At 67.6% G+C, this 26,384-nt stretch carries 26 protein-coding genes and 1 pseudogene; 24 read left to right on the top strand and 3 right to left on the bottom strand.

Annotation, left to right across the window (positions count from 1 at the left end):
- From RPR59_RS14150 to RPR59_RS14140, 3 genes are read left to right on the top strand one after another with little or no spacing between them, the layout of a single operon-like run.
- Entirely contained in the window at window positions 1-870 is an 870-nt protein-coding gene (locus RPR59_RS14150) for a 2-dehydro-3-deoxygalactonokinase (RefSeq protein ID WP_313915118.1), read from the top strand.
- Window positions 867-1,493 carry a 2-dehydro-3-deoxy-6-phosphogalactonate aldolase gene (locus RPR59_RS14145; protein ID WP_313915116.1) on the top strand — a complete coding sequence of 209 codons (627 nt, stop codon included), beginning with the start codon at window positions 867-869 and terminating at the stop codon, window positions 1,491-1,493. The genes RPR59_RS14150 and RPR59_RS14145 overlap by 4 nt, the downstream gene beginning before the upstream one ends.
- 11 nt (window positions 1,494-1,504) lie before the next feature.
- Window positions 1,505-2,542 carry a glycoside hydrolase family 43 protein gene (locus RPR59_RS14140; protein ID WP_313915115.1) on the top strand — a complete coding sequence of 346 codons (1,038 nt, stop codon included), beginning with the start codon at window positions 1,505-1,507 and terminating at the stop codon, window positions 2,540-2,542.
- A gap of 322 nt (window positions 2,543-2,864) precedes the next feature.
- Here RPR59_RS14140 and RPR59_RS14135 read toward each other — a convergent pair whose 3' ends face one another.
- Window positions 2,865-5,618, bottom strand: coding sequence for a TonB-dependent receptor (locus RPR59_RS14135; protein WP_313915113.1), 2,754 nt, complete (start codon window positions 5,616-5,618; stop codon window positions 2,865-2,867).
- A gap of 210 nt (window positions 5,619-5,828) precedes the next feature.
- Between RPR59_RS14135 and RPR59_RS14130 the strand changes: the two genes are divergently transcribed.
- A complete protein-coding gene (locus RPR59_RS14130) occupies window positions 5,829-6,962 on the top strand; it encodes a hypothetical protein (protein ID WP_313915111.1) in 1,134 nt (377 codons plus the stop codon).
- Window positions 6,963-7,007: 45 nt separating this feature from the next.
- Here RPR59_RS14130 and RPR59_RS14125 read toward each other — a convergent pair whose 3' ends face one another.
- Window positions 7,008-8,606 carry a sulfatase family protein gene (locus RPR59_RS14125; RefSeq protein ID WP_313915109.1) on the bottom strand — a complete coding sequence of 533 codons (1,599 nt, stop codon included), beginning with the start codon at window positions 8,604-8,606 and terminating at the stop codon, window positions 7,008-7,010.
- Between the two features lie 480 nt (window positions 8,607-9,086).
- Between RPR59_RS14125 and RPR59_RS14120 the strand changes: the two genes are divergently transcribed.
- Window positions 9,087-10,247, top strand: a complete 1,161-nt coding sequence (locus RPR59_RS14120) for a glycoside hydrolase 5 family protein (RefSeq protein ID WP_313915107.1) — start codon at window positions 9,087-9,089, stop codon at window positions 10,245-10,247.
- A gap of 346 nt (window positions 10,248-10,593) precedes the next feature.
- On the opposite strand, the gene RPR59_RS14115 is transcribed toward RPR59_RS14120, so the two are convergent.
- Window positions 10,594-11,232, bottom strand: coding sequence for a YqaA family protein (locus tag RPR59_RS14115; RefSeq protein ID WP_313918537.1), 639 nt, complete (start codon window positions 11,230-11,232; stop codon window positions 10,594-10,596).
- Window positions 11,233-11,341: 109 nt separating this feature from the next.
- On the opposite strand from RPR59_RS14115, the gene dapF reads away from it, so the two are divergent.
- The 19 genes and pseudogenes from dapF to RPR59_RS14020 all read left to right on the top strand — a co-directional run.
- Complete coding sequence (gene dapF / locus RPR59_RS14110) at window positions 11,342-12,289, top strand: diaminopimelate epimerase (RefSeq protein WP_313915104.1); 948 nt, start codon at window positions 11,342-11,344, stop codon at window positions 12,287-12,289.
- 209 nt (window positions 12,290-12,498) lie between these two features.
- Entirely contained in the window at window positions 12,499-13,002 is a 504-nt protein-coding gene (locus RPR59_RS14105; RefSeq protein ID WP_313915102.1) for a hypothetical protein, read from the top strand.
- Window positions 12,989-14,296, top strand: a complete 1,308-nt coding sequence (locus RPR59_RS14100) for a DNA-packaging protein (protein ID WP_313915101.1) — start codon at window positions 12,989-12,991, stop codon at window positions 14,294-14,296. Before RPR59_RS14105 ends, RPR59_RS14100 begins: the two co-directional genes overlap by 14 nt.
- A gap of 271 nt (window positions 14,297-14,567) precedes the next feature.
- Window positions 14,568-15,254: an NRDE family protein gene (locus RPR59_RS14095; protein ID WP_313915099.1), complete on the top strand. Its 687-nt coding sequence runs from the start codon at window positions 14,568-14,570 to the stop codon at window positions 15,252-15,254.
- 10 nt (window positions 15,255-15,264) lie between these two features.
- On the top strand, window positions 15,265-15,939 hold the full coding sequence (locus RPR59_RS14090; RefSeq protein ID WP_313915097.1) for a spermidine synthase: 675 nt from the start codon (window positions 15,265-15,267) through the stop codon (window positions 15,937-15,939).
- A 259-nt stretch (window positions 15,940-16,198) separates the two neighbouring features.
- A complete protein-coding gene (locus RPR59_RS14085) occupies window positions 16,199-17,308 on the top strand; it encodes a phage portal protein (RefSeq protein ID WP_313915094.1) in 1,110 nt (369 codons plus the stop codon).
- A gap of 435 nt (window positions 17,309-17,743) precedes the next feature.
- Window positions 17,744-18,052, top strand: a complete 309-nt coding sequence (locus RPR59_RS14080; protein ID WP_313915092.1) for a DUF6127 family protein — start codon at window positions 17,744-17,746, stop codon at window positions 18,050-18,052.
- A gap of 116 nt (window positions 18,053-18,168) precedes the next feature.
- Window positions 18,169-18,567: an HK97 family phage prohead protease gene (locus RPR59_RS14075; protein WP_313915090.1), complete on the top strand. Its 399-nt coding sequence runs from the start codon at window positions 18,169-18,171 to the stop codon at window positions 18,565-18,567.
- Window positions 18,568-18,633: 66 nt separating this feature from the next.
- Window positions 18,634-19,692, top strand: coding sequence for a phage major capsid protein (locus tag RPR59_RS14070; RefSeq protein WP_432280267.1), 1,059 nt, complete (start codon window positions 18,634-18,636; stop codon window positions 19,690-19,692).
- A gap of 180 nt (window positions 19,693-19,872) precedes the next feature.
- Window positions 19,873-20,442, top strand: coding sequence for a head-tail connector protein (locus tag RPR59_RS14065; protein ID WP_313915088.1), 570 nt, complete (start codon window positions 19,873-19,875; stop codon window positions 20,440-20,442).
- The gene (locus RPR59_RS14060; RefSeq protein WP_313915085.1) at window positions 20,439-20,648 is read left to right on the top strand and encodes a hypothetical protein; all 210 of its coding nucleotides are present in this window, start codon (window positions 20,439-20,441) and stop codon (window positions 20,646-20,648) included. The genes RPR59_RS14065 and RPR59_RS14060 overlap by 4 nt, the downstream gene beginning before the upstream one ends.
- Window positions 20,645-21,046, top strand: coding sequence for a DUF3168 domain-containing protein (locus RPR59_RS14055; protein WP_313915083.1), 402 nt, complete (start codon window positions 20,645-20,647; stop codon window positions 21,044-21,046). Before RPR59_RS14060 ends, RPR59_RS14055 begins: the two co-directional genes overlap by 4 nt.
- 130 nt (window positions 21,047-21,176) lie before the next feature.
- Complete coding sequence (locus RPR59_RS14050; protein ID WP_313915081.1) at window positions 21,177-21,584, top strand: phage major tail protein, TP901-1 family; 408 nt, start codon at window positions 21,177-21,179, stop codon at window positions 21,582-21,584.
- A 131-nt stretch (window positions 21,585-21,715) separates the two neighbouring features.
- Window positions 21,716-21,994: a gene transfer agent family protein gene (locus RPR59_RS14045; RefSeq protein ID WP_313915078.1), complete on the top strand. Its 279-nt coding sequence runs from the start codon at window positions 21,716-21,718 to the stop codon at window positions 21,992-21,994.
- A gap of 92 nt (window positions 21,995-22,086) precedes the next feature.
- Entirely contained in the window at window positions 22,087-22,251 is a 165-nt protein-coding gene (locus RPR59_RS14040) for a phage tail assembly chaperone (RefSeq protein ID WP_313915074.1), read from the top strand.
- Entirely contained in the window at window positions 22,244-22,807 is a 564-nt protein-coding gene (locus RPR59_RS14035; protein WP_313915072.1) for a tail tape measure protein, read from the top strand. The genes RPR59_RS14040 and RPR59_RS14035 overlap by 8 nt, the downstream gene beginning before the upstream one ends.
- 79 nt (window positions 22,808-22,886) lie before the next feature.
- The gene (locus tag RPR59_RS14030; protein WP_432280266.1) at window positions 22,887-25,196 is read left to right on the top strand and encodes a phage distal tail protein, Rcc01695 family; all 2,310 of its coding nucleotides are present in this window, start codon (window positions 22,887-22,889) and stop codon (window positions 25,194-25,196) included.
- Window positions 25,189-25,998 (top strand): DUF2163 domain-containing protein, encoded by an 810-nt coding sequence (locus RPR59_RS14025; RefSeq protein ID WP_313915070.1) that lies wholly within the window; start codon window positions 25,189-25,191, stop codon window positions 25,996-25,998. The genes RPR59_RS14030 and RPR59_RS14025 overlap by 8 nt, the downstream gene beginning before the upstream one ends.
- Window positions 25,995-26,381, top strand: a pseudogene (locus RPR59_RS14020) (NlpC/P60 family protein); the annotation flags it as partial. The gene RPR59_RS14025 and the pseudogene RPR59_RS14020, both read left to right, overlap by 4 nt.
- Window positions 26,382-26,384: the final 3 nt, after the last annotated feature.

The raw sequence follows: 26,384 nt of genomic DNA, 5'->3' as shown, positions 1-26,384 counted from the left end.
GTGACGCAGGGCGCTTTCCTCGCCATCGACTGGGGCACCACCAACCGGCGCGTCTATCGCATCGATGCGACCGACGAGGTGGTCGCGACCGAGCGCGACGATCGCGGCATGCTGGCGATGGAGGGCGGCGATTATGCGGACGAGATCGCCCGCATCCGCGAACGGCACGGCGACCTGTCCGTCCTGATCGCCGGCATGGCGGGGTCGAATCGCGGCTGGCGCGACGCCGGCTATTGCCCCTGCCCCGCCGGGCTGGCCGATCTGGCGGCCGCGATCGCCTGGATCGAGCCGGGGCGCACGGGGATCGTGCCGGGCGTATCGCTGGCGACCGACACCCGCGCCGACGTGATGCGCGGCGAGGAAGTGCAACTGCTCGGCGCCGTCGCCAGCGGCATGGCCGGACCGGACGCGTTGTTCTGTCAGCCGGGGACGCATTGCAAATGGGCCGATCTGACCGGCGGGCGGATCACCGGATTCACCACTGCGATGACGGGCGAGGTCTTCGCGCTGCTGCGCCGGCACAGCATCCTTGCGCCGCAGCTCGGCGGCGCGATTGCCGACGGCCCGGTCTTTCGTGCGGGCGTGGAGCGCGCGCGCGACGGCGATCTGCTCGCCAACCTGTTCGACGTCCGCGCCTCGGCCGTTCTCGGCCGCCGGGCGGACAGCGATGCCGCCGCTTATGCCAGCGGACTGGTGATCGGCGCCGACGTCGCTGCGCGCCCGCTCGATCGCAAGATCGCCATTCTCGCCGATCCGGAATTGGGCGATCTCTACCGGGCGGCGGTCGAGACACTCGGCGGTGAAGCCACTATCCTTGACAGCCACGGCGCCTTCGTCGCCGGCATCACCGCCATCTGGAGACAGCTATGACCACGCCGAACGACTTCGCCGACGCATTCGCCCGTTGCCCGCTGGTCGCCATCCTGCGCGGCATCCGGCCCGACGAGGTGGAGGATGTGGGCGCCGCGCTGGTCGCCGCCGGCTTCACCCTGATCGAGGTGCCGCTCAATTCGCCCGACCCGATCGATTCGATCCGGCGCCTCGTCACAGCGATCGGCGACCGTGCGGTGATCGGCGCCGGCACCGTGCTCGATACGGCAGCGGTGGCGGCCGTGGCGCAGGCGGGCGGGCGCATGATCGTATCGCCCAACACCGATACCGGGGTCATCGCCGCGACCAAGCGGGAAGGCATGGCGTCCCTGCCGGGCTATTTCACGCCGTCGGAAGGCTTCGCCGCGCTTCAGGCCGGCGCCGATGCGCTAAAGCTCTTCCCGGCAGAGGCCGCGAGCCCGGCCGTGCTGAAGGCACAGGGCGCGGTGTTGCCGAAGGGCACGCGCAAGCTGGTGGTCGGCGGCATCACGCCGGACAACATGGCCCCGTGGCGCGCGGTCGGCGCCGACGGATTCGGCCTGGGATCCGCTCTCTACAAACCCCGCGACGATGCCGCGAGCGTGCGGGCGGCCGCCGACCGCTTTGTCGCCGCATTGGGATAAAGAGGACGACCATGGCCCATCGTGCATCGAAGCTGGCATTCGCGCTCGCCGCGTTCGGCCTTGTCGCCGGTTGCGCCGATACCGCGCCTCCGCCCGCCGCGATATCGCAGCATGCGGCGACCTTCACCAATCCGCTGCTGCCTTCCGGCCCCGATCCGTGGATCACGCAGGTCGACGGCACCTACTACTACACCCATACCACGCGCGACCGGATCGCGCTGTGGCGCACCGACGATATCGCCGATCTGAAGGATGCCGAGCATGCCGTCGTTTGGACCCCGCCCAAGACCGGCCCGAACGCGCACCTGATCTGGGCGCCGGAACTGCACCGGATCGACGGCAAGTGGTTCCTTTATTATTCGGCCACGGCGAGCGGGCACAAGGACGACCTGCATCGCGGCGTTTTCGTGCTTGAGAATGACTCCGCCGATCCGCTGACCGGCGAATGGATCGATCGGGGCAGGGTCGACACCCGGCTTCCCGGCATCGACGGCACCGTCTTCCGTTACAAGGGCGATCTGTATTTCGTCTATTCGGCCTATGACGGCCCCGACAGCGCGCTCGCCATCGCGCGCATGGCGAACCCCTGGACGCTCGCCACCCCCGAAACGGTGATCGCGCGCCCCGACAAGGCGTGGGAGCGGCAGGGCGGACGCCAGATCGTCGAAGGGCCGGAATTCCTGCTGGGGCCGAAGGGCGACCTGTTCATGACCTATTCGGGCAGCGCCTGTTGGTCGGACGACTATGCGCTGGGCCTGCTCCACGCCGCGCCGGGGGCGGACCCGCTCGACGCCGGTGCGTGGGCCAAGTCGCCCGGTCCCGTCTTCAAGCGCGGCAACGGCGTCTATGCGACCGGGCATAACGGCTTTTTCACCTCGCCCGACGGCAGCGAGAACTGGATCATCTATCATGCCAATTCGGGGCCGGACATGGGCTGCACCCCGAAGCGCGCGCCGCATATCCAGAAATTCGGCTGGACAGATGCGGGCTGGCCCGATTTCGGCGAGCCGGTGCCAGAGGGTGAGCCGATCCCGGTGCCTTCGCGATAAAGGGCGTCGAAACGTTCAGGCGGCGCTTACGTTTTCCGCCGGGCGGGCCGGAATAGTACGACTGCAAAGAAGGATAGCGATTGCCTTCGCTACCGTCGGCACTGGAAGAACAAGCGCGCCGTTGAGGGGCGCGCCTGGGACAATGTCGTGATGCAGGGATAAGGTACGTCCGACCGTCAGACCCCGGCGATCCGGGGTCCCTCTTCCTTCACGCCGCCCGTGGACCGGTTGCGCCGAGCGAACAGGCGGTTGACGCAAAGTGCGTGTTACGGACCGGGTGACAGCGTGCGTCGTGGCGGCTGTCACCCGGTTGCGGTCCGCCCTAGATCTTTACGCGGAGCCCGACCGTATAGGTTGTGCCGTCATCGCGGTAGTCGATGGGCAGCCACGGCACGGCATAATAGCTCTTATACTTGTTGTGCAGGATATTGGTGCCGCCGACATCCACGCGGATCGCCTTCGTGATGTCATAGCCTACGCTGAAGTCGAGACGGCCGCCGGAACGAACATAACTGAGGACGACGGGATCCGGGCGCAGGGTGTTGGTGCCCGTCGAATTGCCCTCTGCGTATTTCGACCGATATGTGTAGACCAGCCGGCCCGAAATGCCGCTGTGGTCGTAGAGCAAGCCCGAATTGAAGTTGTATTTGGACACACCGAGCAGCGGATAGCCCGCCAAAGGATCGTCTCCCCCGATCTTGGAATCGATATAGGTGAAGTTGCCGAAGACACCGAGGCCTGAGAGTGCACCGGGAAGGAAGTTGAAAAAGGTCTGCCCGCTGACTTCGACACCCTTCAGCTTGACGCTGCCGATATTACGCGGTCGATTGATATTGTATTCCTGCCCGTCGATCGTCTCACGCTGCGGATCGCCGACGACGCGATCCTCGATCGTGCGGTAAAAGCCTGCGACAGCCGCAAAGCCCCCGTTCCAGTAATATTCCAGCGTGGCGTCATAGCTGTCGGAGACCTGGGGGCGCAGGTCGGGATTGCCCGCAGATCCCGAATTGATGACATTGGGATTGGTGGACACCACATAATTCAATCCGGGATTGAGATCGCCGAAATTGGGCCGGCGCATGGTGCGCGAATAGGTTGCGCGCGCCTGCAGCCCCCCGCCGAACTGAACGCGGAGGCTGGCATTGGGCAACCATTTGGTGTCCGACCTGTTCGCATCGACCGGAACCGCGACGCCGTTTACGACACCAGCGCCTGAGATGGATCGTTCGGTGTTGACGACGCGCCCGCCGATCAGGCCATCGGCCTTGACCGGGCCGCCGATATCGAAGGCATATCCGAGTTGCGTATAGACCGCGTAGGTTTTTTCCTTTGCGTCGAATTCGCGCTCGGGCTGGTACGCCGGATTGCCGAGTTGCGTACCGTAAAGCGCACGGATGAGATCACGCCCATCGTCGGAGCGCAGATAATCGGGATCGGGACCATAGCCGTCGGCGCCGTCATTGACGCGCGGAACGCCGGGTACGGGCACCATGAAGCCATCGGGCGCGTTGCCCGCCACCGGCGTCGCGAAATCGCCGCCCGGCGCAGGGGTGTTGACCACCGCTTCCTGAAACAGTGCCGCCCGGCGGCTGAAGCGCGCCCCGAACTGGAATTTTTGAAGGATACCCAGTTCATCATCGAGATCACGCGTGATGTCGAAACGTCCCTGCCACATATCGCCGTTGGATTTATTGAACGTCTGGGCAAGCCCGTGCCAGAAGGCCCAACCCTCGGGGTCTCCGGCCGGGTTTCCGGGCTGTTCGGCGACGCCCGCGCCATTGACGTCGGTCTGCAGATTGACGGTGATCCGTTTTCCGACATCGACGATGAACGCCTCGTGCCGCCCGGTCGACTTTTGATAGGCGATGTCGAAGTCGATATGCGTCGCGTCGCTGTCGTATTTCAGCCCGAACGCGCCAAGATAGTTGTAATTCCTGTCGCGGAACGACTGGGTGGAACTGTTCAAAGGCACATTGTCGAATGTTGCCGATTCGAGCTTGCACAGATTCTGGGTCGTATACTGCCCGTTATCGAACTGATCTTGCGTTGGATAAAATCCATTCGGCGCAACGGGCGTGTCAAAACACTGGTCGGGATTGGTGACGATGTTCGAAACGGTGGTGCCGCCGACAAAGAACGGGGTCGCCAGGAACGATGTCTGATGGTCCGATTCGTACCCGGTGAACAGGCCGTCGACATAGACCTGAAGCTCCGGCGTCGCCTGCCATTGGATCGATCCGTTGACTTCGGGCCGGTCATATTGGCCATAAGTATTGACCGCGCCGAAGTTGAGCGGCGCGATGGCGCCCGGCACGTTGAACGGCCCCGTATCCAGGCTGCGACGCAGTCCGTCGAAGGTGATCGATCGATCATAATCGAAATAGGCATAGCTGGCGTTCACGAGAACGCCGATCTTGCCGATACCGGTTTCCCAGCTATCGGTCGCCAGCAGGCTGGCCTGCGGATTGATCTTGTCGGCGTTGTTTTCGTAATTGCCGCGCGCCGTCGCCACGATCGTGGGCTTGTTGAAATTGAACGGCTTGTTGAGTTGCAGGTTGATCGTGCTGGCGATGCCGCCTTCGATCAGATCGGCGGTGCTGGTCTTGATAACGTCGACCCGGGCGAGCGCCGCGGCAGGCAGATCCTGAAATGCGAAACCGCGGCCGGTTGCGGAGAAAATCTCGCGCCCGTCCAGCGTCGTCGTGATGTCGTCGAGGCCACGGACGCGCACGCCGGTGATTTCGTTGTTCGCGCCCACCGCAACCTGCACGCCGGGAACGCGTTGCAGTGCGCCCGCAGTGGTCGGGTCGGGAAATTTGCCGATATCCTCCGCCACGATCGAATCGACGACCTGCGGTGAATCGCGCTTGATCTCCGCCGCGCGTGCGAGACTTTCGCGGATGCCGGTGACCACGATTTCCTGACCCGGCAGGGTGGAAACCGTCTGATCGTCAGATCGGGATATAGAGTTGCTCTGCGGAGTTTCGCCGGCACGCGACTGCGCATGTGCGCCGGCGGCCATCGACATCACCGCCAATGCCGAAGCTGAGCAGCAGAAGATATTGCGGTTGTTCACTAAACCCCTCCGTACTTTGTGCGGATCGCACCCTGATGTCGGCGGCATTTTGCATGCTGCGTCCGATTGCCATCCGGCGGTATCGCATTTATAGGACTTATACAATAAGCTTTCGGCGGAGTTGCCGTGGCATTGACCATGTCGCGCGCGACAAAGCCGTGTCCGGCGGCGCAATGGATCCACCGCCGACACAATTGGAGGGGAGATGTGATGAAGGCTTTTATCCCGATCGTACTGGCGCTCGCCGGCATCGCAAATGCGCCGGCTTTCGCGGAAAACGCAACCGGCGCGCTTGGCGCGAACTACAATGAGCATTTCGAAGACGTCGATTACCGCGATCTCGAAAAAGCGCAGACGCACTGGGTGCGCATCTTCCTGCCGATGCCCCAGGTCGATGCCGAGGGGGCGGCGGGTCCGGGAGCCGTACGCACCATCCTCGACGTTCACGAACACGGCTATCGCACGCTGCTCACGCTGAAATGGCCGTATAATCATCGCGATTTTCCAAAGCCGGGCAGCGACGGGATGAAGCGCGAGCTGGCCCGCCTGGATCAGGTGCTGCCGATGGTGATGGGAAAGGTCGACATCCTCGAAATCGGCAACGAGCCGTTCATCGAGAGCCGCACGGAGGACCGTGACGCGGATCTCAACGTCTTTTACGAAACGATGGCGCGTCGCGTCATCGCATATCGCGAGGCGCATTGCGGCGGCGAATGCCCGACACGGCTGTACATGGGTGCGCTGAACCAGCTTCAAAAAGCCGGCCGGCGCACGAAGACGGCCGAACGCTGGATGGCCTTTGTAAAGGCCACGCCCCAGATCGCCGGGGTCGATATCCATCCCCACATAACCGATATCGAGGAATCGCGGGCGTTCCTGTCCTATGTGCTACCGCGCATGCGAGCGGACCAGTCGTTCATCGCCACCGAATTCTCGTTGATCTGGTGGTGGAACGACCAGATGAAGCGGCCGGTTTCGCCGACCTTCGCGAAGATGTACGGCCTGCCGTCGGACACGCGGAACTGGCAGGTGATCGCGCAGGCGCTCAAGGAACCGTTCGGCAAATCGAAATGGGATGACTTCCTGGCGCTCAGCCCCTGGTTCGAGGAGCATCGCCACTATCTGCGCGCGCAGATGAAGATTTTCCGCGATACTGGCCGTCTCGACGTCGCCACCTACGGCTTCAAGCAGGGCAGTTCGATGTCGGCGAATTTCGGGCCGGACAAGACGCCGTGGCTCATCAACAGCGTCTTCGCTCCGCGCACGGTACGGCCGAACCCGGACGGCAGCGCCCCCTATGGATATGCCTGGATCGAGGATTTCCGGGCGCTGCAAACGCGCTGAGCGGTTGCGGACCGCCCCCAGGCAAGGGCGGTCCGCCTCCACACCTCATTGCGGCCGCGTGCGCGAGCCCGCCAGAATGGCCTCCAACCGGTTGAGCATCTTGTCGGTGCGGTCAGGATAGCGCGCCGCCAGGTTCACGGTTTCGCCGGGATCGTTGGTGATATTGTAGAGCTGCGGCGCCGGCGCGTTGCCGATTTCGTTTCCGTGGAACGATGTCGGCTGCCCGTGCGGCTTGATGACCTTCCAGTCGCCCTGCACGAACGCGAAGATGCTGTCGCTGTGCCTGGTGAGGTTGCTTTCCTCGGCGATATTGGTGCTCGTATCCTCGATCAGATATTCGCGACCGTCGAGCGCGTGGCCGGTGAGGGCGGGGAGCAGGTCGAAACTGTCGACGGCGGCGTCGCGGCCCAGCGATTGCCCGACCAGGCCGGCGAGGCTGGCGAACAGGTCGACATGGTCGATGCGCGCGGGCGACACGACGCCGGCGGGCATGGCGTCCGGCCAGTGCGCGATCATCGGCACCATCAGGCCGCCGTCGAAGATCGCGTATTTTCCGCTGCGGAACGGGCCGGAGGGGCGATGCTCGCCGATCTTCTGCACCGCGTCATCGTTATAGCCGTCGTTGAGGACGGGGCCGTTGTCGCTGCTGAAGATGATGAGCGTGTCGTCCAGCTTACCGAGTTCCTCCAGCTTCTGGACCAGCGCGCCGACCACCCAGTCCAGCTCCGCGATCGAATCGCCGCGCGGACCCATGCCGGTCACGCCCTGAAAGCGCTTGGCCGGTACGCGCGGGACGTGGATTTCGCTGGCCGAGAAATACATGAAGAACGGATCGCTGCCGGTCTGTTCGAACCAGGCGCCGGCCTTTTCGACCAGCGTGTCGGCCATGTCCTCGTCCTTCCAGCGCGCGGCATGGCCGCCGCTCATATAGCCGATGCGGCCGACGCCGTTCACGATCGTTCCGTCATGCCCGTCATTGGACGTCATCCTGAGCAGTTCGGGATGTTCGCGCCCGGTGGGATCCGAACTGATATTGTCGGTATAGCTCACCCGGATCGGATCATCGGGGTCGAGCCCAACGACCTTGTGATCCTCGATGAAGACGGTCGGAACGCGGTCGAGCGTCCCTGGAAAATAGAAGGCATAGTCGAACCCGATTTCGAGCGGGCCCCGCGCGATCCGGCCGTTCCAGTCGAGATCGCCCGAGCCGAGGCCGAGATGCCATTTGCCCACGACCGACGTGGTATAGCCCGCGCCCTTCAGCATCGACGCGATAGTCGGCTTGCCGGGGGGGATCAGTGCGGGGGCGTTGCCGGGCAGGATATGCGCGCCTTCCTTGCGCCAGGCATAATCGCCGGTCAGCAGAGCATAGCGCGACGGCGTGCAGGTTGCCGACGGCGCGTGCCCGCGGGTGAAGCGCACGCCGTTCTTCGCGAGGCGGTCGATATTGGGCGTCGAGACCGCCGTCGCGCCATAGCATGAGAGATCGCGGTAGCCGAGGTCGTCGGTATAGATGATGAGAATATTGGGCTTGCGCGCCGCCGCGCCGTGCCGCGCAAAAGCGCTTGCGTTCGCCGCCGCGGCCGTAACGAGCGCCACCGCGCTTCCTGTCAGCAGCCGCCGGCGCGAGATGTTGCCGTTCATGGTCGTCTCCCCTGAATGTCGTTATTTGGATCCGGTTTCGGGCGGCAGCGCGTCAAAATCGGTCGGGACCGGCTTTTTCTTCATGTCGGGCGGTGGATCGTAGCTTGCCAGACCCGCAGTGCACCGAGATGCGGCTCGCGCGCATAGCCGTGATCGCGATCGGTTTCGCCGCGGTTCTTCCACATCCGCGGTGCGTCATACGCATGGGACGGAAGATAGATCGCGCCGCGGACCGATCCGGCATCGTCGACGCTGCGCGACGGCAGGCGATACGGACGCCCCGATTGCCGGCGGGCCGATGTCCGCGAGCGCCGGCGAGGCCGGTCTTCACGCATTTGCCGATGCCGATACATCATCTCCTTCCTGTTTGCATGACTGCAGCGACGGGCATACTAATCATATTTATCCCTAGACATGTCGAGGGCGAAAAGCCAGAGTGTCGTGCGCACCGATGATGCAATCAGGGCCGATGGAGGGGAAATGATGAAGTTTCGCACGCGTTTTTCACAACTGACGGCACTGGCTGCGGTTGGACTGGCGGCCGTCCATGTCTCGCCGGCAACCGCGCGCGATCGCTGGACCGCCGAGCAGGCAAAGACATGGTATGCCGGCCAGCCCTGGCAGGTCGGCGCGAATTATGTGCCGTCCAACGCCATCAATCAGATCGAGATGTGGCAGCCGGCGACCTTCGACCCGAAGCGCATCGACCAGGAGCTTGGCTGGGCCGAGAATATGGGAATGACGACGATGCGCGTTTTCCTGCACGACTTGTTGTGGGACCAGGACCCGAACGGCTTCGCAAGGCGGATCGACACCTTCCTGGCCATCGCGGACAAGCACCATATCAAGCCGCTGTTCGTCCTGTTCGACAGTTGCTGGGATCCGGACCCGAAGCTGGGGCCGCAGCATCCGCCGATACCGGGCGTGCACAATTCGGGCTGGGTCCAGTCGCCCGGCACTGCGGCGCTTCAGGACCCGAAACAGTATCCGCGGCTCGAAGCCTATGTGAAAGGCGTGGTCGGCCGGTTCGCCAACGATAAGCGCATCCTTGGCTGGGACGTCTGGAACGAGCCCGACAACCCCGCCGGGCAATATCCCGGCCAGCCGAAGAACAAGGCCGAACTGGTCGCCAAGCTGTTGCCGCAGGTATTCGCCTGGGCGCGCAGCGCGGACCCGGTGCAGCCGCTTACCAGCGGTCTCTGGGGACGCGGAACCGACTGGTCCCACAAGGATGAGCTGAACCCGGTGCAAGCCGTTCAGGTCGCGCAGTCCGATTTCATCAGCTTCCACGATTATGGCTGGCCCGAAAGCATGGAAGCGCGCATCGAGCAGCTCGAACACTATGGGCGGCCGATCATCTGCACCGAATATATGGCGCGTGGAAACGGTTCGACATTCGATGGGTCGCTGCCGGTGGGCTGGAGGCACGATGTAGGAATGATCAACTGGGGCTTCGTAAAGGGCAAGGAGCAGACTCATCTGCCGTGGGATTCCTGGCAGAGGCCGTATGTGCTCCAGCAGCCGACCATCTGGTTCCACGATGTCCTGCATGAGGACGGCACGCCGTATCGCAGGGCGGAGGTCGAACTGATCCACCGGCTGTCGCAAACGCCGCCGCCCGGCACGGCTGGGGGCCCGTAGGCGCCGCGACGGTTGAAGGCGGCATGCCGTTTTCACGGGATATCCGAAAGGCCCCGGCCGGCGACGCGTTCGCCGCCATGGCGCTCTTCCCGGCGGTGGCTTCCTCATGGGATCGGACCGCCACTACCTGGAGACAGCGACGGCCTTCCGGTCGATGATGCGCTGCTGGTCGATCGGCCTTCGCGTTGGAATTCCGGGTCCTGTGCAGCGCGAGCCGGCGCTGGTGAACAATCCGGAACGGCTATTCAAGAATTGAAGGGGGTAGTGGCGGCTCAAGGTCAGCGATGAGGCTGGAGAAATTCGGAGGTATGACGTGCTCCTGCCTTCGCGGGAGCACGGTCTGGTCTTAATGCCGGGCGACCAGCGTGGCGTTGTTGCAGCGGTCGCTTTCGGCGTGGCCGCCGCCTTCCAACTGGCCGATGACGAGGATGCCGCCGATCACCAGGATGACAAAGGCGATGGTCAGCCAGACCAGATATTTCTCGATAAAGGCCTTTGCCCAGGCGCCGAACAGGCGGAACAGCACGCCCACGAGCATGAACTGAAAGCCGCGGCTGAGGATGCTGGCCCAGACGAAGGTGATCAGGTTCATGTGGATGAACCCGGCGGTGATCGTCACCAGCTTGAACGGGATGGGCGTGGCGCCCTTGATGAGGATGAGCTGCCAGCCATATTCGCGCAGATAGCAGGCGGCGACGGGAAATTCCCGCGTCAGGCCGAGCGCGTCGAGCAGCGCCTGGCCGACGCTTTCGTAGAGGAAATAGCCGATTGCGTAGCCGAAGATGCCGCCCAGCACCGAGGCGACGGTGCAGATCGCGCCGTAGCGCAGCGCCTTGCGCGGATTCGCCAGGCACATGAGCCCGAGCAGCGGATGCGGCGGGACCGGAAAGAAGCTCGATTCGACAAAGGCGAAGAGGAACAGCCAGCGTTCGGCATGGGGATGCCCCGCCTTAGCCAGCGTCCAGTCGTAGAGGCGGCGCAACATGGACGCGGGGCTTAGCCGAGCCGAGGCGGGATGGAAAGCGGGTGCGACCGGCTGTGCGAATGCGATTTTCCTGATGCGTGCCGGATCGATCCCCTCTAGAGGGACGGCCATGCGCCTCGCCTTCATCAAGTGCCACGGATCGGGCAACGACTTTCCCCTGGTCGATGCGCGCGAAATCGCGCTCGACGATGCAGGATGGGCACGGGTGGCGCGGGCGCTGGCGAATCGCGACGGGCCGGTGGGCGGCGACGGATTGTTGCTGCTGACCCCCGGCGGGGACGGGCACGCCTTCGGCATGCGGATGTTCAATCCCGACGGCAGCGAGGCCGAGACGTGCCTGAACGGCCTGCGCTGTACCGCGCGGCTGGGGTTCGAAACGACCGGCCTGAACGCCGCGCAGGTGCGGTTGAAGACCAGCAGCGCACAGGCCGCCATGGCCGAGCCGATCGCGCCGGGCGTGACGTCGATCACGACGCGGGCGGGGCCGGTGACGACCGATCCGGGGGCCGTGGGCCTGGTCGGGCTGGCGGAGGCGGTGATCGACGCCGCGATCGCGGGCCTGCCGAGCGAGCGCGCCTTTACCGCGCTCGCCATCGCCAACCCGCATCTGGTCGCCTTTGTCGAGACGGTGGACGAGGCGGAACTGGTGGCGCTGGGCGACTGGTGCGAGGCGAAGCCGGCGCTGATCCCGAACCGGATCAATGTCAGCTTCGCGAGCGCGGGCAGCGGCGGACTGTTCGTGCGAACCTATGAGCGCGGGGTCGGGCTGACCAACAGTTGCGGGAGCGCGATGGCGGCGGCGACCTTTGCCGCAGGGCTGACCGGGCGGATCGCCTTCGGCCGCGAAATCGTGGTGCGCAATCGCGGCGGGCTGGTGCGGGCCCGCGCCGAGGCCCCGGCGGCGGGCGGCATGGTATCGGTCACCGGCAATGCCACCTTCCTCTATGACGGCGTGATCACGGTCGATCCCGACAGCGGCGCGATCGACGACCTTGCCGTGCATAGCCGGCGCCCGGACGAGGTGGCCGCCTGGGCGGCGGTGGCGGGCGGAGCATAATTTCCGGGTTCGGTCCGCGTCCGCAGGGCCGGCAGCCGGAGCGCGATCAGAAGTGCTGACGAATATTTAGAGTTAACCAAATAGGCAAAAAGCTCTTGACATCGTCACGCTGTTCTGGCACATAACGGGAACGCTGACGAATTGCGAATCGGGGTCGGGCGCCGACGAGGTGCTTCCGGCCCCTTTTGTTTGCGGGGGAGGGCGAGCAGATGGCCGACACGGTCGTGAGGCGGGGCAGGAACGGCAAGCCGCAGGTGCGCGCAACGCACTCCAACGGGTGGACGAAGAAGCGCCGGGAGACGTTTCTCAACACGCTTGCCGAGACCTGCAACGTCACGGCGTCGGCGCGCGCGGCGGGCGTTTGGCCGTCCAACGCCTATAAATTGCGGCGCAGTGATGCCGAATTCGCCGCGTTGTGGCGCGCGGCGATGGTCGTGGGCTATGACCGGCTGGAGGCGCGGCTGCTGGAAGTCGCGACGTCGGCGCTGAACGATATCGACCTGAAGGACCCCGGCGATACCAAGTCGCGCGAGATCAATTTCGACAATGCGGTGAAGCTGCTGCGCACCCACCGCGGGGCGGTGGCAGAAGGACGGACACGTTCCGCCGACGCGCCGCGCCGGCGGGCGACGCAGGAGGAAACCGACGCCGCGCTGATCCGCAAGCTCGACGCGCTCGACCGGCGGCGGAAGGCGAAGAATGACCGAAAGTGACGTGATCGAACGGCTTCTCGCCTGCAGTGCCGAGGAGCGGCGGCACGTCCTGCGCGGCCTGACCCCGCCGCAGCGCCGCGAGCTGAACGGGCGCTGGTCGGAATGGGCGCATCCCGGCCAGCTCGCCCCGCAGGGGAAATGGCGCATCTGGATGATCGTGGCGGGGCGCGGGTTCGGCAAGACGCGGGCGGGCGCCGAATGGGTGAGCGCCTTCGCCCGCGACCGGCCGCATGCGCGCATCGCGCTGGTCGGCAGCTCGGTCGACGATGTGCGCCGGGTGATGATCGACGGCGAGAGCGGATTGCTGGCGGTGGCGCAGGCCGAGGAGGCGGTCGCGTGGAACGCGACCAGGGGCGAGGTGCGGTTCGACAGCGGTGCGCGCGCTTATGTCTATTCGGCGGCGGCGCCGGAGCGGCTGCGCGGACCCGAACATCATGCGGCCTGGTGCGACGAGCTGGCCAAATGGGGGCCGGGCGCCGAGATCGCCTGGGACAATCTGATGATGGGATTGCGGCTGGGCGACGATCCGCGCGCGGTGGTGACGACGACGCCGCGGCCGGTTCCGCTGATGCGCCGGATCGCGAAGCTGCCGGGCGCCGCGGTGACGCGGGGCAGGACGCGCGACAATCCGCACCTGCCCGACACCTTTGTCGAGGCGATGGTCGCGCAATATGGCGGCACGCGGATCGGGCGGCAGGAACTGGACGGCGAGCTGATCGAGGATGTCGCAGGCGCGCTGTGGACGCGCGCGCTGCTGGAGGCGGCGCGGGTGCGCGAGCGGCCGGCGGTGCGGCGCGTCGTGGTGGGGGTCGATTCGCCGGCGGGGAGCGACGGCGATGCGTGCGGGATCGTCGCGGTGGCGCTGGGGCGTGACGGGCTGGGCTATGTGCTGGAGGATGCGAGCGTGGCGGCGACCTCGCCCGAAGGATGGGCGCGGGCGGTGGCGGCGTGCGCGGTGCGGACCGGCGCCGACCGCGTGGTGGCCGAGGCGAATAATGGCGGTGCGATGGTCAGGAGCGTGCTGTTGGCGGCGGACACCGACCTGCCGCTGAAGCTGGTCCATGCCAGCCGGGGGAAGAGCGCGCGGGCCGAGCCGGTGGCGGCGCTGTACGAGGCGGGCCGCGCATTCCATGTCGGCGCGTTTCCGGCGCTGGAGGACGAGCTTTGCGGGCTGATCGCCGGTGGTGGATATGAAGGGCCGGGGCGCTCGCCCGACCGGGCGGATGCGCTGGTGTGGGCGATGAGCGAGGTGATGCTGAAGCGGCGGGGTGCGGTTGGGGTGCGGGTTATGTGAGGAAAGATCGGCGATGCTGCGGAATGACAGGAAGCGTCATGCTGAACTTGATTCAGCATCCAGAGCCGCAGGCGCTGCGGGCTCTGGATCCTGACTTTCGTCAGGATGACGGACGGGGCGCGGTCGGCGTTGCTCATTCGTCATGCCGGACTTGATCCGGGGTGACGGTGATACACGATAGCCGTCGTTTCCGTTTGCCGCCCGCGCGGCTATGGCGGGTGGCATGTGTGTTCTGGCGATGGCGTGGGTGGTGCATCCGCGGTGGCGGTTGGTGGCTGTCGGGAATCGGGACGAGTTGCATGCGCGCGAGGCGTTGCCGCTGGCTGCGTGGGACGCGCCGGCCGGGGTGATTGCGGGACGCGATGCTGTCGCCGGGGGGACCTGGCTGGGGGTGAATCCCGCCGGGCGGTTTGTCGTCGTTACCAATTTGCGTGGGGAAGGGATGTCCGATGCGGCGAAGCGGTCGCGGGGGCGGCTGGTGAGCGAATTGCTCGGCGGGGAGCGGGCGGGATTGGCGGAGCTTGGTAACTATAACCCGTTCAACCTGATCGCGGTCGCGGGGGACGAGGCGTTTTATTGTACCAATCGGCCGGAACCGGTGATCGCGCCGCTGGCGCCGGGGATGCACGGGCTTTCGAACGGGTTGCGCGATGCGGCCTGGCCGAAGACACGCAAGCTGGAGGCGATGCTCGGGGACTGGCTTGCGGCGGGGAGCGAGGATATCGAGCCGCTGTTCGCGGCGCTCGGCGACGAGGAGCGGTTCGAGGGGCCGGCCGGGGATGGCGAGGTCGAGCCGGTCGCGTCGCCAATCTTCATTCGCGATGCCGTCTATGGGACGCGGTGTTCGACGGTGGTGACGGTGGATGCCGCAGGGAAAGGCGTGATCGCCGAGCGGCGCTTCGATGCGGGCGGCGCGGTGACGGGCGAGACGCGGTTGGGCTTTGCCTGGTCGGCATGAAGGGAAGATAATGGTTTCGCGCGAGTTGATCGATACGGCCGAGGTGCCGGACGGCGCGCCGCTGCGGCTGTTCCGGCGCGGGGGCGACTTCATGATCGTCATGGAGCGCAACGAGCTGATGAACAGCCGGATGAGCGGGTCCGAAGAGGCGCTCAGCACGCTGACCGCTGAGCGGTTGCGGGGCCGTGCGGGGCAGCGCTGGCTGATCGGCGGATACGGCATGGGATTCACGCTGAGGAAGGCGCTGGACGAGCTGGGCGACGATGCCGGGGTCGTCGTCGCCGAACTGGTGCCCAAGATCATCGACTGGGCGCGCGGGCCGATGGCGGCGCTTGCCGGCGGGTGCCTGGACGACGGCCGGGTGCGGGTGGTGATCGACGATGTCGGGCGGGTGATCGGTGGCGGGCAGGGGCGCTATGACGCGATCCTGCTCGACGTCGACAATGGGCCGGACGGGATCGTGCGCGCGGGCAATGACGGGCTGTATTCGGATGCCGGCCTGCGTGCGGCGAAGGCGGCGCTGACGCCCGGCGGGGTACTGGCGGTGTGGTCGGCGGCGCCCGATGCGGCGTTCGTGCGAAGGCTGAAGGCGGCGGGGTTCGTGGTCGAGGAGCAGGCGGTGCGGGCGCGGGCGAGCGGCAAGGGGCCGCGGCATGTGATCTGGCTGGCGCAGAAGCGGGGGTAGGCGGAGCGGCTGCGCTTCTCGACTTCGCTCGAAGCGAACGGGTGCCTGGGGACGCAATATCCTGTTCGTCATTCCGGATCCTTCGACTTCGCTCAGGACGGGCTTGATCCGGAATCCATTGGCGCTGCGTCAGATGGTCGAGCGGAGTGAGAATGGATCCTGACTTCCGTCAGGATGACGGGGAGGGTGGCTGCGGGCTGGACTGCCCTCCCCCGACCCCTCCCGGAGGCGGGAGGGGAGAAAAAAAAGGAAATCTCGGATGAAATGGTTCGGTCGGAAATCGGCCGGGCGCGATGGTGCGCGTCCGGTGTTGTCGCGGGTCGGCGCGGTGCCGGTGATCGGGGAATGGCCGCGCAGTTACGAAGCGCAGGTGCGCGAGGCCTATTGCGGCAATGCGGTGGCGCAGCGAGCGGTGCGGCTGGTCGCGGAAGGCGTTGGCGGGGCGCCGCTTGCCGTATCGGACGAGAACTTGCGGGCGCTGGTGGCCGCGACATCGGGCGGGCAGGGATTGCTGGAGACGGTGGCGTCGCATCTGTTGCTGCACGGCAATGCCTATGTGCAGGTGCTGGGCGACGGCGCGGGCGGGGTGGCGGAGCTGTTCGCGCTCAGGCCCGAACGGGTGTCGGTCGAGCCCGATGCGAGCGGGTGGCCGGTCGCCTATCGCTACCGCGTCGGCGAGCGGACGATGCGGCTGGCGTGCGAGGACGAGGCCGGGCGACCCGCGATCGTGCATATCCGCGCGTTCAACCCGGTCGACGATCATTACGGGCTGGGGTGCCTGGGCGCGGCGGCGGGGGCGGTGGCGGTCCACAACGCCGCGGCGAAATGGAACAAGGCGCTGCTCGACAATGCCGCGCGGCCCTCCGGCGCGCTGGTCTATGAACCGGGCGACGGGGCGGGCCTGTCGGGCGAGCAGTTCGAGCGGTTGCGCGCCGAGATGGACGGGGCGTTCGCGGGCGCCGCCAATGCCGGACGGCCGATGCTGCTCGAAGGCGGGCTGCGCTGGCAGGCGATGTCGATGACGCCGGCGGACATGGATTTCGTCGGGCTGAAGGCGGCGGCGGCGCGCGAGATCGCGCTGGCGTTCGGGGTGCCGCCGATGCTGCTGGGGCTGCCGGGCGACAGCACCTACGCCAATTACCGCGAGGCGAACCGGGCGCTGTGGCGGCTGGCGATCCTGCCGCTGGCCGACAAGATCCTCGGCGCGCTGGGGCAGGGGCTGGCCCCGTGGTTCGCGGGCGCGGCGCTGTCGGTCGATCTCGATCGGGTTCCCGCGCTTTCCGAGGATCGCGAGCGGTTGTGGGCGCAGGTGTCGGGCGCGGAGTTCCTTACACCCAGTGAGAAGCGCGCGATCCTGGGTCTGGCGTGACGGGAATGCGACAGACGCGGGCGTCCGCGTCCCAGATGCCGCCGACCCGGCCGCATTTATAGTCGAGCACGGCGTCGGTCCACCATAACCAGACGAGAATCGCCAGAAGCACGGCGAGGATCATGAAGACGATTTTGCCGGGCGAGGGGGGCATGGCGCCGACCGGTAGGATGGTGCGCGCGGCGGGGCAAGTGGGCGATCGCTGGAGCGGCGAGCCTCGGACCAGGCCCGTTTGGGCTGAGCTTGTCGAAGCCCTGCCTTTCCTTGCCACGGGAAAGAAGGAGGACAGCCCCCTTCGACTGCCTGCCAAGGCAGGCGCTCAGGACAGCCCTTCGACAAGCTCAGGGCAAACGGGTCTGGTTAACGCTTGATGGGCTGGTGAGCCAAGCTCGCGAGGCTTCGTATCCTCTCGCATAGGGGGAAGAAGGGGGGAGTATGACCAACGGATTGGTATTGGCGCAGCTCATCGATCAGGCGGAGGATGCGGGGGCGGATCTCGTGACGCTGCGCGCGATCGTCGAGGAGGCGGGCGAGCTGGGGGCGGCGCGGGCGCTTGCGCGGCTGGGGCTGGAGGATGCGGCGGCGGCCAAGGACATGGCCGAACTGCGCGAACTGCTGGGCGCATGGCGCGACGCCAAGCGGTCGGCGGCGAAGGCGCTGATCGGATGGATCGTGCGGCTGGGGCTGGCGCTGGTGCTGGTCGGGCTGGCGGTGCGGCTGGGGTTCGGGGCGTGGGTGAAGTGAGCGAGGGGTCGGACCTGCCCTCCCCCGGCCCAGTTGCCGAAGAACGATGCCCCGCATCGTTCAGGTCAGGCTGGGAGCTTGACCGGCCGGCAACTCGCACGCGGGAGGCGGGATTGGTGCGCTTTGCCGGCTATGCGGCGGTGTTCGACGCGCCGGATCGCGGGGGCGATGTGGTGCGTCGCGGGGCCTTTTCGGGCGTCGCGGGCGAGGTGCCGCTGTTGTGGCAGCATGGGGGAAAACCAGTCGGGCGCGTGCGCGTGCTGGGCGAGGATGCGCGCGGGCTGCGCGTGATCGGCGCGCTGGCCGAGCCGAAGCTGGCGGGGCTGGTGTGCGATGGTGCGGTGACGGGGCTGAGCTTCGGATACCGCGCGCGCGAGATAAAGCGAGGAAGATATCGGGAACTCGCGCGGCTCGACCTGATCGAGGTGAGCCTGGTGGCGCAGCCGATGCAGCCGCTGGCGCGGGTGCATGCGGTTGTGGGGGGTGGCGGGGCTGCCCTCTCCAACTTCGCCTAGGCGGCTTCGCCGCCGAGGCTTCGTATCCTCTCCCGCAGGCGGGAGAGGAAAATTGGGAGAATGTGAATGAGCGATACGGATATGGGTGTGCTCGAGACGAGCTTTGCCGAGGAGGAAGCGAAGGGCGTGCGCGCGGCGCGGCCGATGTTGATGGGCGGCGGTGAACCGGGCGGCGATGCGTTCGGCAGCTTTCTGCGGTCGGGCGCGGGTGCGGTCGAGATGAAGGCGATGTCGGGGGCGAGCGGGGCCGAGGGCGGCTATGCCGTGCCGGAGGAGATCGATCATGTCATCGACGCGACGTTGAAGAGCATCTCGCCGATCCGGTCGATCGCCAATGTCGTGCGTGTGGGCTCGGCGGGCTATCGCAAGCTGGTGGCGAGCGGCGGCACGCCGTCGGGCTGGACGGCGGAGACGGCGGAGCGGCCCGAGACCGACACGCCGGTGTTCAACGAGATCGCGCCGCCGATGGGCGAACTCTACGCCAATCCGGCGGCGTCGCAGGCGATGCTCGACGATGCGGCGTTCGATGTCGAACAGTGGCTGGCGGGCGAGATCGCGAGCGAGTTCGCGCAGGCCGAGGGCGCGGCGTTCGTCAACGGTTCGGGGATTGACCGGCCGCGGGGTTTCCTTCGCTCGCCGGTCGACGATGCCGGCGATGCGACGCGCGATTTCGGTACGCTGCAATATATTGCGAGCGGCGAGGATGGCGGCTTCGGCGGCGCGCCCGACGAACTGCTGATCGACCTCGTCCAGAGCCTGGCTGCGCCCTATCGCCAGGGCGCGGCGTTCGTGATGAATTCGTCGGTGCTGGCGCGCATCCGCAAGATCAAGACGGCGGACGGCGCGTTCCTGTGGCAGCCGAGCCTCGCGGCGGGGCAACCGGCGACGCTGCTCGGCTATCCCGTGGTCGAGGCCGAGGACATGCCCGACATCGCGGCGGGATCGCTGTCGGTGGCGTTCGGCAACTTCAAGGCCGGATATCTGATCGCCGAGCGGTCGAGCACGCAGATCCTGCGCGATCCCTATTCGAATAAGCCGTTCGTCCATTTCTACGCGACCAAGCGCGTGGGCGGGATGGTGTCCAATTCGGAGGCGATCAAGCTGATGAAGTTCGCCGCGGCCTGACGGGCGGCGAAGGATGCGGGGGCGCCGGTTGCGGCCGGTGCTCTTGCTTTCCGATCTACGAAAGCCGCAGCCGATTATCGTCATGCTGAATTCGGTTCAGCATCCAGACGCGCAGCCGCTGCGGACTCTGGATCCTGACTTTCGTCAGGATGACGGAAGAGAATTTCAGGGGATATGGCGATGGGGGTGAGACCGGCCGATGGCGGGGCGGTGGTGCTGGGCGATGCGGATCGCGCGGCGGCGCTGGACGAGGTGCGGGGCTGGCTGCGCAATGGCGGGGACGGCGATGCGGTGCTGGTGCCGCTGATCGAAACCGCGCTGGCGGTGGGCGAGGCGTTTCTGGGGGCGGCGCTGATCGCGCGCGAATTTCGTGACGTGATGCCGGTATCGGGAGTTTGGGCTGCGCTTCCCATGCTGCCGGTGACGGCGATTACCGCGGTCGAGGGGGTGCCGGCGGACGGGGCGGGGTTCGCGCTTTCCGCCGATGGCTATGCGGTCGACATCGGTGCCGACGGGATCGGCTGGGTGCGGGTGATGGTCCCCGGCTCGGCGGGGCGCGTGGCGGTCGAATATCAGGCGGGCGTCGCGGGCGACTGGGCGAGCCTGCCGCAGCCGGTGCGACAGGGCGTGGTGATGCTGGCGGCGCATCTGGTGCGCGGCGCGGATGCGGGCGCGGCGCCGCCGGCGGCAGTGACGGCATTGTGGCGGCCGTTCCGGCGGATGCGGCTGAATGCGGCGGTGCGGGCATGAGGGCGGCGCTGGAGCGGCGCGGCCGGGAGATCGCCGCGCGGCGTGCGGACCGGGAGGCGGACAAGGTCGCCGAAGCGGTGCGCGACGCCGCGCCCGACGTGCGCGTGACGCGCGAGGGCGAGGACGTGGTGCTGAGCGGGCGCGGGCTTTCGCGGCGGCGGCTGCGCGACCCCGTGCTGCGCTGGATCGGAGGGCTGGTGCGATGAGCGTGCGGAGCTTGCTGCAACAGGCGCTGGTGACGGCGCTTTCGGGCGATCCGGCGGTGGGCGGCGCGGTGACGGCCGTGTTCGATGCGCCGCCGCCGCGCGTTGCGATGCCCTATGCGCTGGTCGAGGAGACGGTGCTTTCCGACTGGGGTGCGAAGGATGTCGCGGGGCGCGAGGGGCGCGTGCTGGTGCTGATCGAGGATGCCGGCGAGCGGCCGGTGCGGGTGCGGTCGCTGTGCGATGCCGCGGGCGCGGCGCTGGCGGCGATGCCGCGCGAACTGGGCGAAGGGTGGCGGATCGTGACGATGGTGCCGCTGAGGAGCCGGGTGCTGCGCGCCGGGCGGGACCGCTGGACGGGATCGGTGGAGGCGCGGGTGCGGCTGCTGCGGGTCAGCTAGGGCAGTTCTCGGGAAGCCGGCGGGGATACCCCTCCACCATGCTTCGCATGGTCCCCCTCCCCCTGCGGGGGAGGAAATTTTTCCAGAGCAGGAACAATCTCGAAATCGCGGGCGAACAAGGAGACGAACGATGGCGGCGGAGAAGGGGAGCGCCTTTCTGCTGAAGGTGGGCGATGGCGGCGATCCGGCGGGCTTCACCACGGTGGCGGGGCTCAGGACGACGCAGATGTCGGTGAACGGCGAGATGGTGGCGGTCACGTCGAAGGATTCGGGCGGCTGGCGCGAGCTGCTGTCGGGCGCGGGCGTGCGCTCGGTGAGCGTTTCGGGCGCGGGCGTGTTCACCGGCTCGGCGGCCGAGGGGCGCGTGAAGGCGAACGCGCTTTCGGGCGAAATCGACGACTATCGGCTGAGCTTCGAGAGCGGCGACACGATGACCGGGCGGTTCCTGGTGACGCGGCTCGATTATGCGGGGGATTATAATGGCGAGCGGAATTACACGCTGAGCCTGGAGAGTTCCGGGGCGGTGGTTTCGGGATGAGCGGGGGTGACGGCGATGGTGCCTCTCTTGCGGGTTCTGCTGCCCCTCTCGGAGATTCGACTGCCCCTCTCCCTAACCCTCTCCCCGGCGGGGAGAGGGGACTTGGGGCCAATCCGGCTCGCGGGGAGGCGGTGTTGCGGGTTCGCGGGGCGGAGCTTGTGGTGCGGCCGTCCTTTGCGGCGCTGGTCGCGGCTGAGGGCGAGCTGGGGCCGCTGTTCGCGCTGGTCGAGCGGGCGGCGGCGGGGAAGCTGGCGCTTTCCGAGATGGTGGCGCTGTTCTGGCACTGCCTGCGCGAGCGGCCCGAGGGGCTGAGCCGTGCGGAATTCGGCGAGGCGGTGACGGCGTGCGGGCTGGGCCATGCGACGCCGGTGCTGAAGGGGCTGCTGGAGCAGATCCTGGCGGGGCGGTGATGAGAAGTACGGACAGCGCGGCACCCCTCCACCATGCTTCGTACGGTCCCCCTCCCCTTGCAGGGGAGGATTTTGGGAGCGGTGCCGCGCGGTTGGCGGGGATTGCGGGGGTGCTGTTCGGGTGGTCGCCCGATGCGTTCTGGGCGGCGACGCCGGCGGAGCTGGGAGCGCTGGTGCGGGCGATACGGGGTGATGGCGGCGACACGATCGAGCGCGCGACCGTCGACCGGCTGATGGAGATGTTTCCCGATGGATGAGGAAATCGAGCGGCTCGTCGTCAGCGTGCGAGCCGACACGCAAGGGTTCGCGCGCGACGTCGATCAGATGCGGCAATCGCTGGAAGGGCCGTTCGCCGATGGCGTCGGCCGCGCGGGGCGATCGCTGGAGACGACGCTGGCGCGGGCGGTACGGACGGGCAAGCTGGGCTTTGAAGACCTGGAGAAGGTGGCGCGCGGGGCGCTGGATCGCATCGCGGCGAGCGCGCTGCATTCGGGCCTCGATACGCTGTTCGGCGGATCGGGCGGCGGCGGATTGCTGACATCGCTGATGGGCGCCCTGTCGGGGCTGCCGGGCCGAGCGACCGGCGGGGCGGTGTCGCCCGACCGGCCTTATCTGGTTGGTGAGCGCGGGCCGGAATTGTTCGTGCCGACCGCAAGCGGACAGGTGATGCCGGCCGCGCCGGAAGCGGGCGGGCGCGATGTGCGGGTGGCGATCACGATCAACGCGGGCGGCGGCGAGGCGCCGAAGGCGCTGGCGCAATCGAGCCGGCAGGTCGCTAGGGCGGTGAAGGCGGCGCTGGCCGGGGTGGAATGACGGCGTTTTGCGGGGAGTGGGGGCGTGAGGGGCGGCTGCCCCTCTCCCTAACCCTCTCCCCGGAGGGGAGAGGGGACTGGTGGGCTATTCTCTGATGGCGGAGCGAACCGGGCAGCGCGAGGGGGTGATCTCGCGCTTCGACCCGCGGTTCTGGACCGTCAATTTCCCGCGGCCGATGATGGCGAGCGTCGTCACGACCGCGCCGGATGCGTTGCGGGTGGATTGCGTCTTCTATCGCAGGGGCGATCTCGCCGGGTTGATCTGGGAGGCGGAGGACCGGGAGGACCATCCGTTGCTCGCTTATGCGACCGACCGGGATTTCCGGCAGTGCCGGCTTTCCTTTCTCTGGCGGTCGTCGGGGAGCGCGGCGCTCGACGGCGTAAATGGCGCGGTGCTGACGATCGAGGGGCGCGACGCGAACGGCGATGCGCGGTCCTGGTATGTGCGGCTGTGGAACTATGCCAGCGGGACGGAGGGCGATGCGCAAGTGTCGCTGGACTTCGCCGATCTGACCGGCGGGTTCCTGTTGCCGGAGGAGGCCGATCCGGTATGGGCGGGCGATGTCGACCGGATGTTCGTGTCGCTGGTGCCGCCCGACTACGCCGAAGGTGACGAGACGCCGCTGTCGGCGCCGACCGAGGGCTGGGTCGAGCTGTCGGAGATCGTGTGCGAAGGACCGGGATCGGTGCTTGCCATCGGTGAGGCGATCGTGCCGGAGCACGGCCTGTCGATCGCGACCGGATATGACGACAGCTATCACCTGACGCCGGCGCGGCTGCTGCGGAATGCGCTGCACCTCGGCTATCGGGGCGCGATCAACCATTATGTCGGCATGAGCCATTATTTTCGGCTCGAGGCGCTGTACGGCGGCTATTATGTCAGCCTGGCGGGCGGGGTGCTGAACGCGCCGTGCGCCGCCTGGCACCGCGACTTCGCCGCGCGTGCGGCGCCGCTGGGATACGGCGTGATCTGGTCGCTGTCCTATGAACTGTTCGACGCGCATTGCTGGAACGACTGGAAACAGCGGGCGGCGGACGGTGCGGCCGGACAGACCGGCTGGGAGCCGCCCTCGGCGCTGCTGTCGCCGGCGCATTCGGGAGCGATGAACTATCTGCACACCGTGGCGCGCGCGTTCGTGGCGATCGGGCGCGATGCCGGGCTGGCGGTGCGGTTCCAGGTCGGCGAGCCGTGGTGGTGGGTGATGCCGGACGGGCGGCCCTGCCTGTACGACGTGGCGGCCCGGGCGGCGCTTGGCGGTGAGCCGCCGGTGATTACGAGCGTGCGCGGGCCGCTGTCGCCGGCCGAGACCGATCTGCTCGACCGGGCGGGGGAAGTGCTGGCGGCGTCGACGGCGGCGCTGTGCGAAGCGGTGCGGGCTGAGGCGCCGGGGGCGGAGGTGCTGCTGCTCGCCTATCTGCCGACGGTGCTGGACCGGGAGGCGCCGGAGCTGAAGCGGGCGAACCTGCCGCTCGGCTGGCAGCGGCCGGCCTTCGACGTGCTGCAACTGGAAGATTACGACTGGGCGGCGGCGGGCAATTCCGCAGGCACGGCGCGCGGTGTCGCGGCGGCCGAGGCGCGGCTGGGCTATCCGCCGTCGGAGCAGCATTATCTTTCCGGCTTCGTGCTGCGGCCCGAGGACCGGGACCAGTGGCGCGCGATCGATGCGGCGGCGGAAGCCGGGCGCGTGCGCGGCGTCGCGGCGACCTTCGTCTGGGCGCTGCCGCAGGTGATGCGCGACGGATTTACCCATTTCGACGAGGAGAGGGACGTGCAGCCATTCGACGACGTGCTGTTCCCGCTGGCACTGGGGCGCGAGGCGGAGGTGGCGCCGGAGCTTTCCACCGCGATCGTGACGAGTGCGGGCGGTGCCGAGAAGCGCAATGCGGACTGGTCGGCGGCGCGGACCCGCTACGATGTCGGGCCGGGGGTGCGCTCGGAAGCCGATATCGCCGCGCTGCTGGCATTCTTTCGCGCGCGGCTGGGCGCGGCGCGGGGCTTTCGCCTGCGCGATCCGTTCGACTGGTCCTCGGGCGAGGGCGGTGCGGTATCGCCCGGAGACCAGACGATCGGCACCGGCGACGGAACGACGACGCGGTTTGCGCTCGTCAAGCATTATGGCGAGACGGTGCGGCGGATCACACGGCCGGTCGCGGGCAGCGTGCGCGTGGCGGTGGACGGGACGGAGACGCCGTACTTCACGGTCGAGGCCGGCGGGTGGGTCGCGCTCGACAGCCCGCCCGCCGGCGGTGCGGCGGTCACGGCCGGGTTTCGGTTCGACGTGCCGGTGCGCTTCGCCGAGGACCGGTTGACGGTCAACCGCGCGTCCTTTCTGGCCGGAGCGGCGCCGTCGGTGCCGCTGGTCGAGATCCGGGAGGGCGGCGATGGCTGACTGGCTGCAGGGCGCGCTGACGACGATGACGCTGTGCTGGCGGCTCGACCGGCGCGACGGGGTGACGATCGGTCTGACAGCGCATGACCGCGACCTGGAACGGAACGGGCTGGTCTATCGCGCGGCGCCGGGCATGACGCCGTCCGCGATCAAGCGCGGCGCCGGACTGGACGTCGACACGATGGATGTGACCGGTGCGCTGGATCACGGCGCGATCGACGCGGCGGACCTGCGCGCCGGGCGCTGGGACGGGGCGCGGGTGACGCTGTTCGCGGTCGACTGGGAACGACCGGATACGCCGATCGAGCTGGGACGCGGCACGATCGGCGATGTCGAGACGACGGATACCGCCTTCACCGCCGAATTGCGCGGCGTGACGGCGGCGCTGGAGCGTGCGGCGGTGGAGGAGACGGCGCCGGCGTGCCGCGCCGCGCTGGGCGATGGGCGCTGCCGGGTGGCGATGGCGGGGCGGCGGCGCATGGCCCGGGTCGTGACGGCGGAGAATGTGGTGCTGACGCTCGATCGGGAAGAACCCATCGGGAATGCCTATGGCTTCGGCATGCTCGCCTGGTTTTCCGGGCCGAATAGCGGGCTGCGCGCGGCAATCGCGGCGTCGGACGGCGCGACGGTGACGCTGCGCCGGCCGCCCCGGTTCGAGACGGTCGGCGCGCTGGTGGAGATCACCGAGGGCTGCGACAAACAACTGGCGACCTGTGCGGAGCGGTTCGGCAATGCCGTGAACTTTCGCGGCGAGCCGTATCTGCCGGGCATCGACCTTCTGACGCGTTATCCCGGCGCATGACGCGGGGCGAATGCGTGACGGCGGCGGCGCGGGCGCTGGTCGGCGCGCCGTTCCGCCTGCACGGACGCGACCCGGCGACGGGGCTGGATTGCGTAGGCCTGGCGGCGGCGGCGATGCGGGCCGGCGGCATGTCCGGGCCGGTAGCGCAGGGATATGCCCTGCGCACCGGCGATCGTGACCGTGTCCGGCGCGCGATCGGAGCGGCGGGGCTGCGACCGGTGGACCGGGCGGCGGCGGGCGACCTGATGCTGTTCGCGGCGGGGCCGGGGCAACTTCACCTCGCCATTCGGACGGAGACGGGGATCGTTCATGCCGATGCGGGGGCGCGGCGCGTGCTGGAACGGCCGGGGCCGGCGCCCTGGCCGGTGATCGGATGCTGGCGGCTG

It is taken from the genome of Stakelama saccharophila, assembly GCF_032229225.1.
GTDB classification, from domain to species: domain Bacteria; phylum Pseudomonadota; class Alphaproteobacteria; order Sphingomonadales; family Sphingomonadaceae; genus Sphingomonas; species Sphingomonas saccharophila.
Note: the sequence above shows the minus strand (reverse complement) of the source record. Positions and strands in the feature narration are given on the sequence as shown.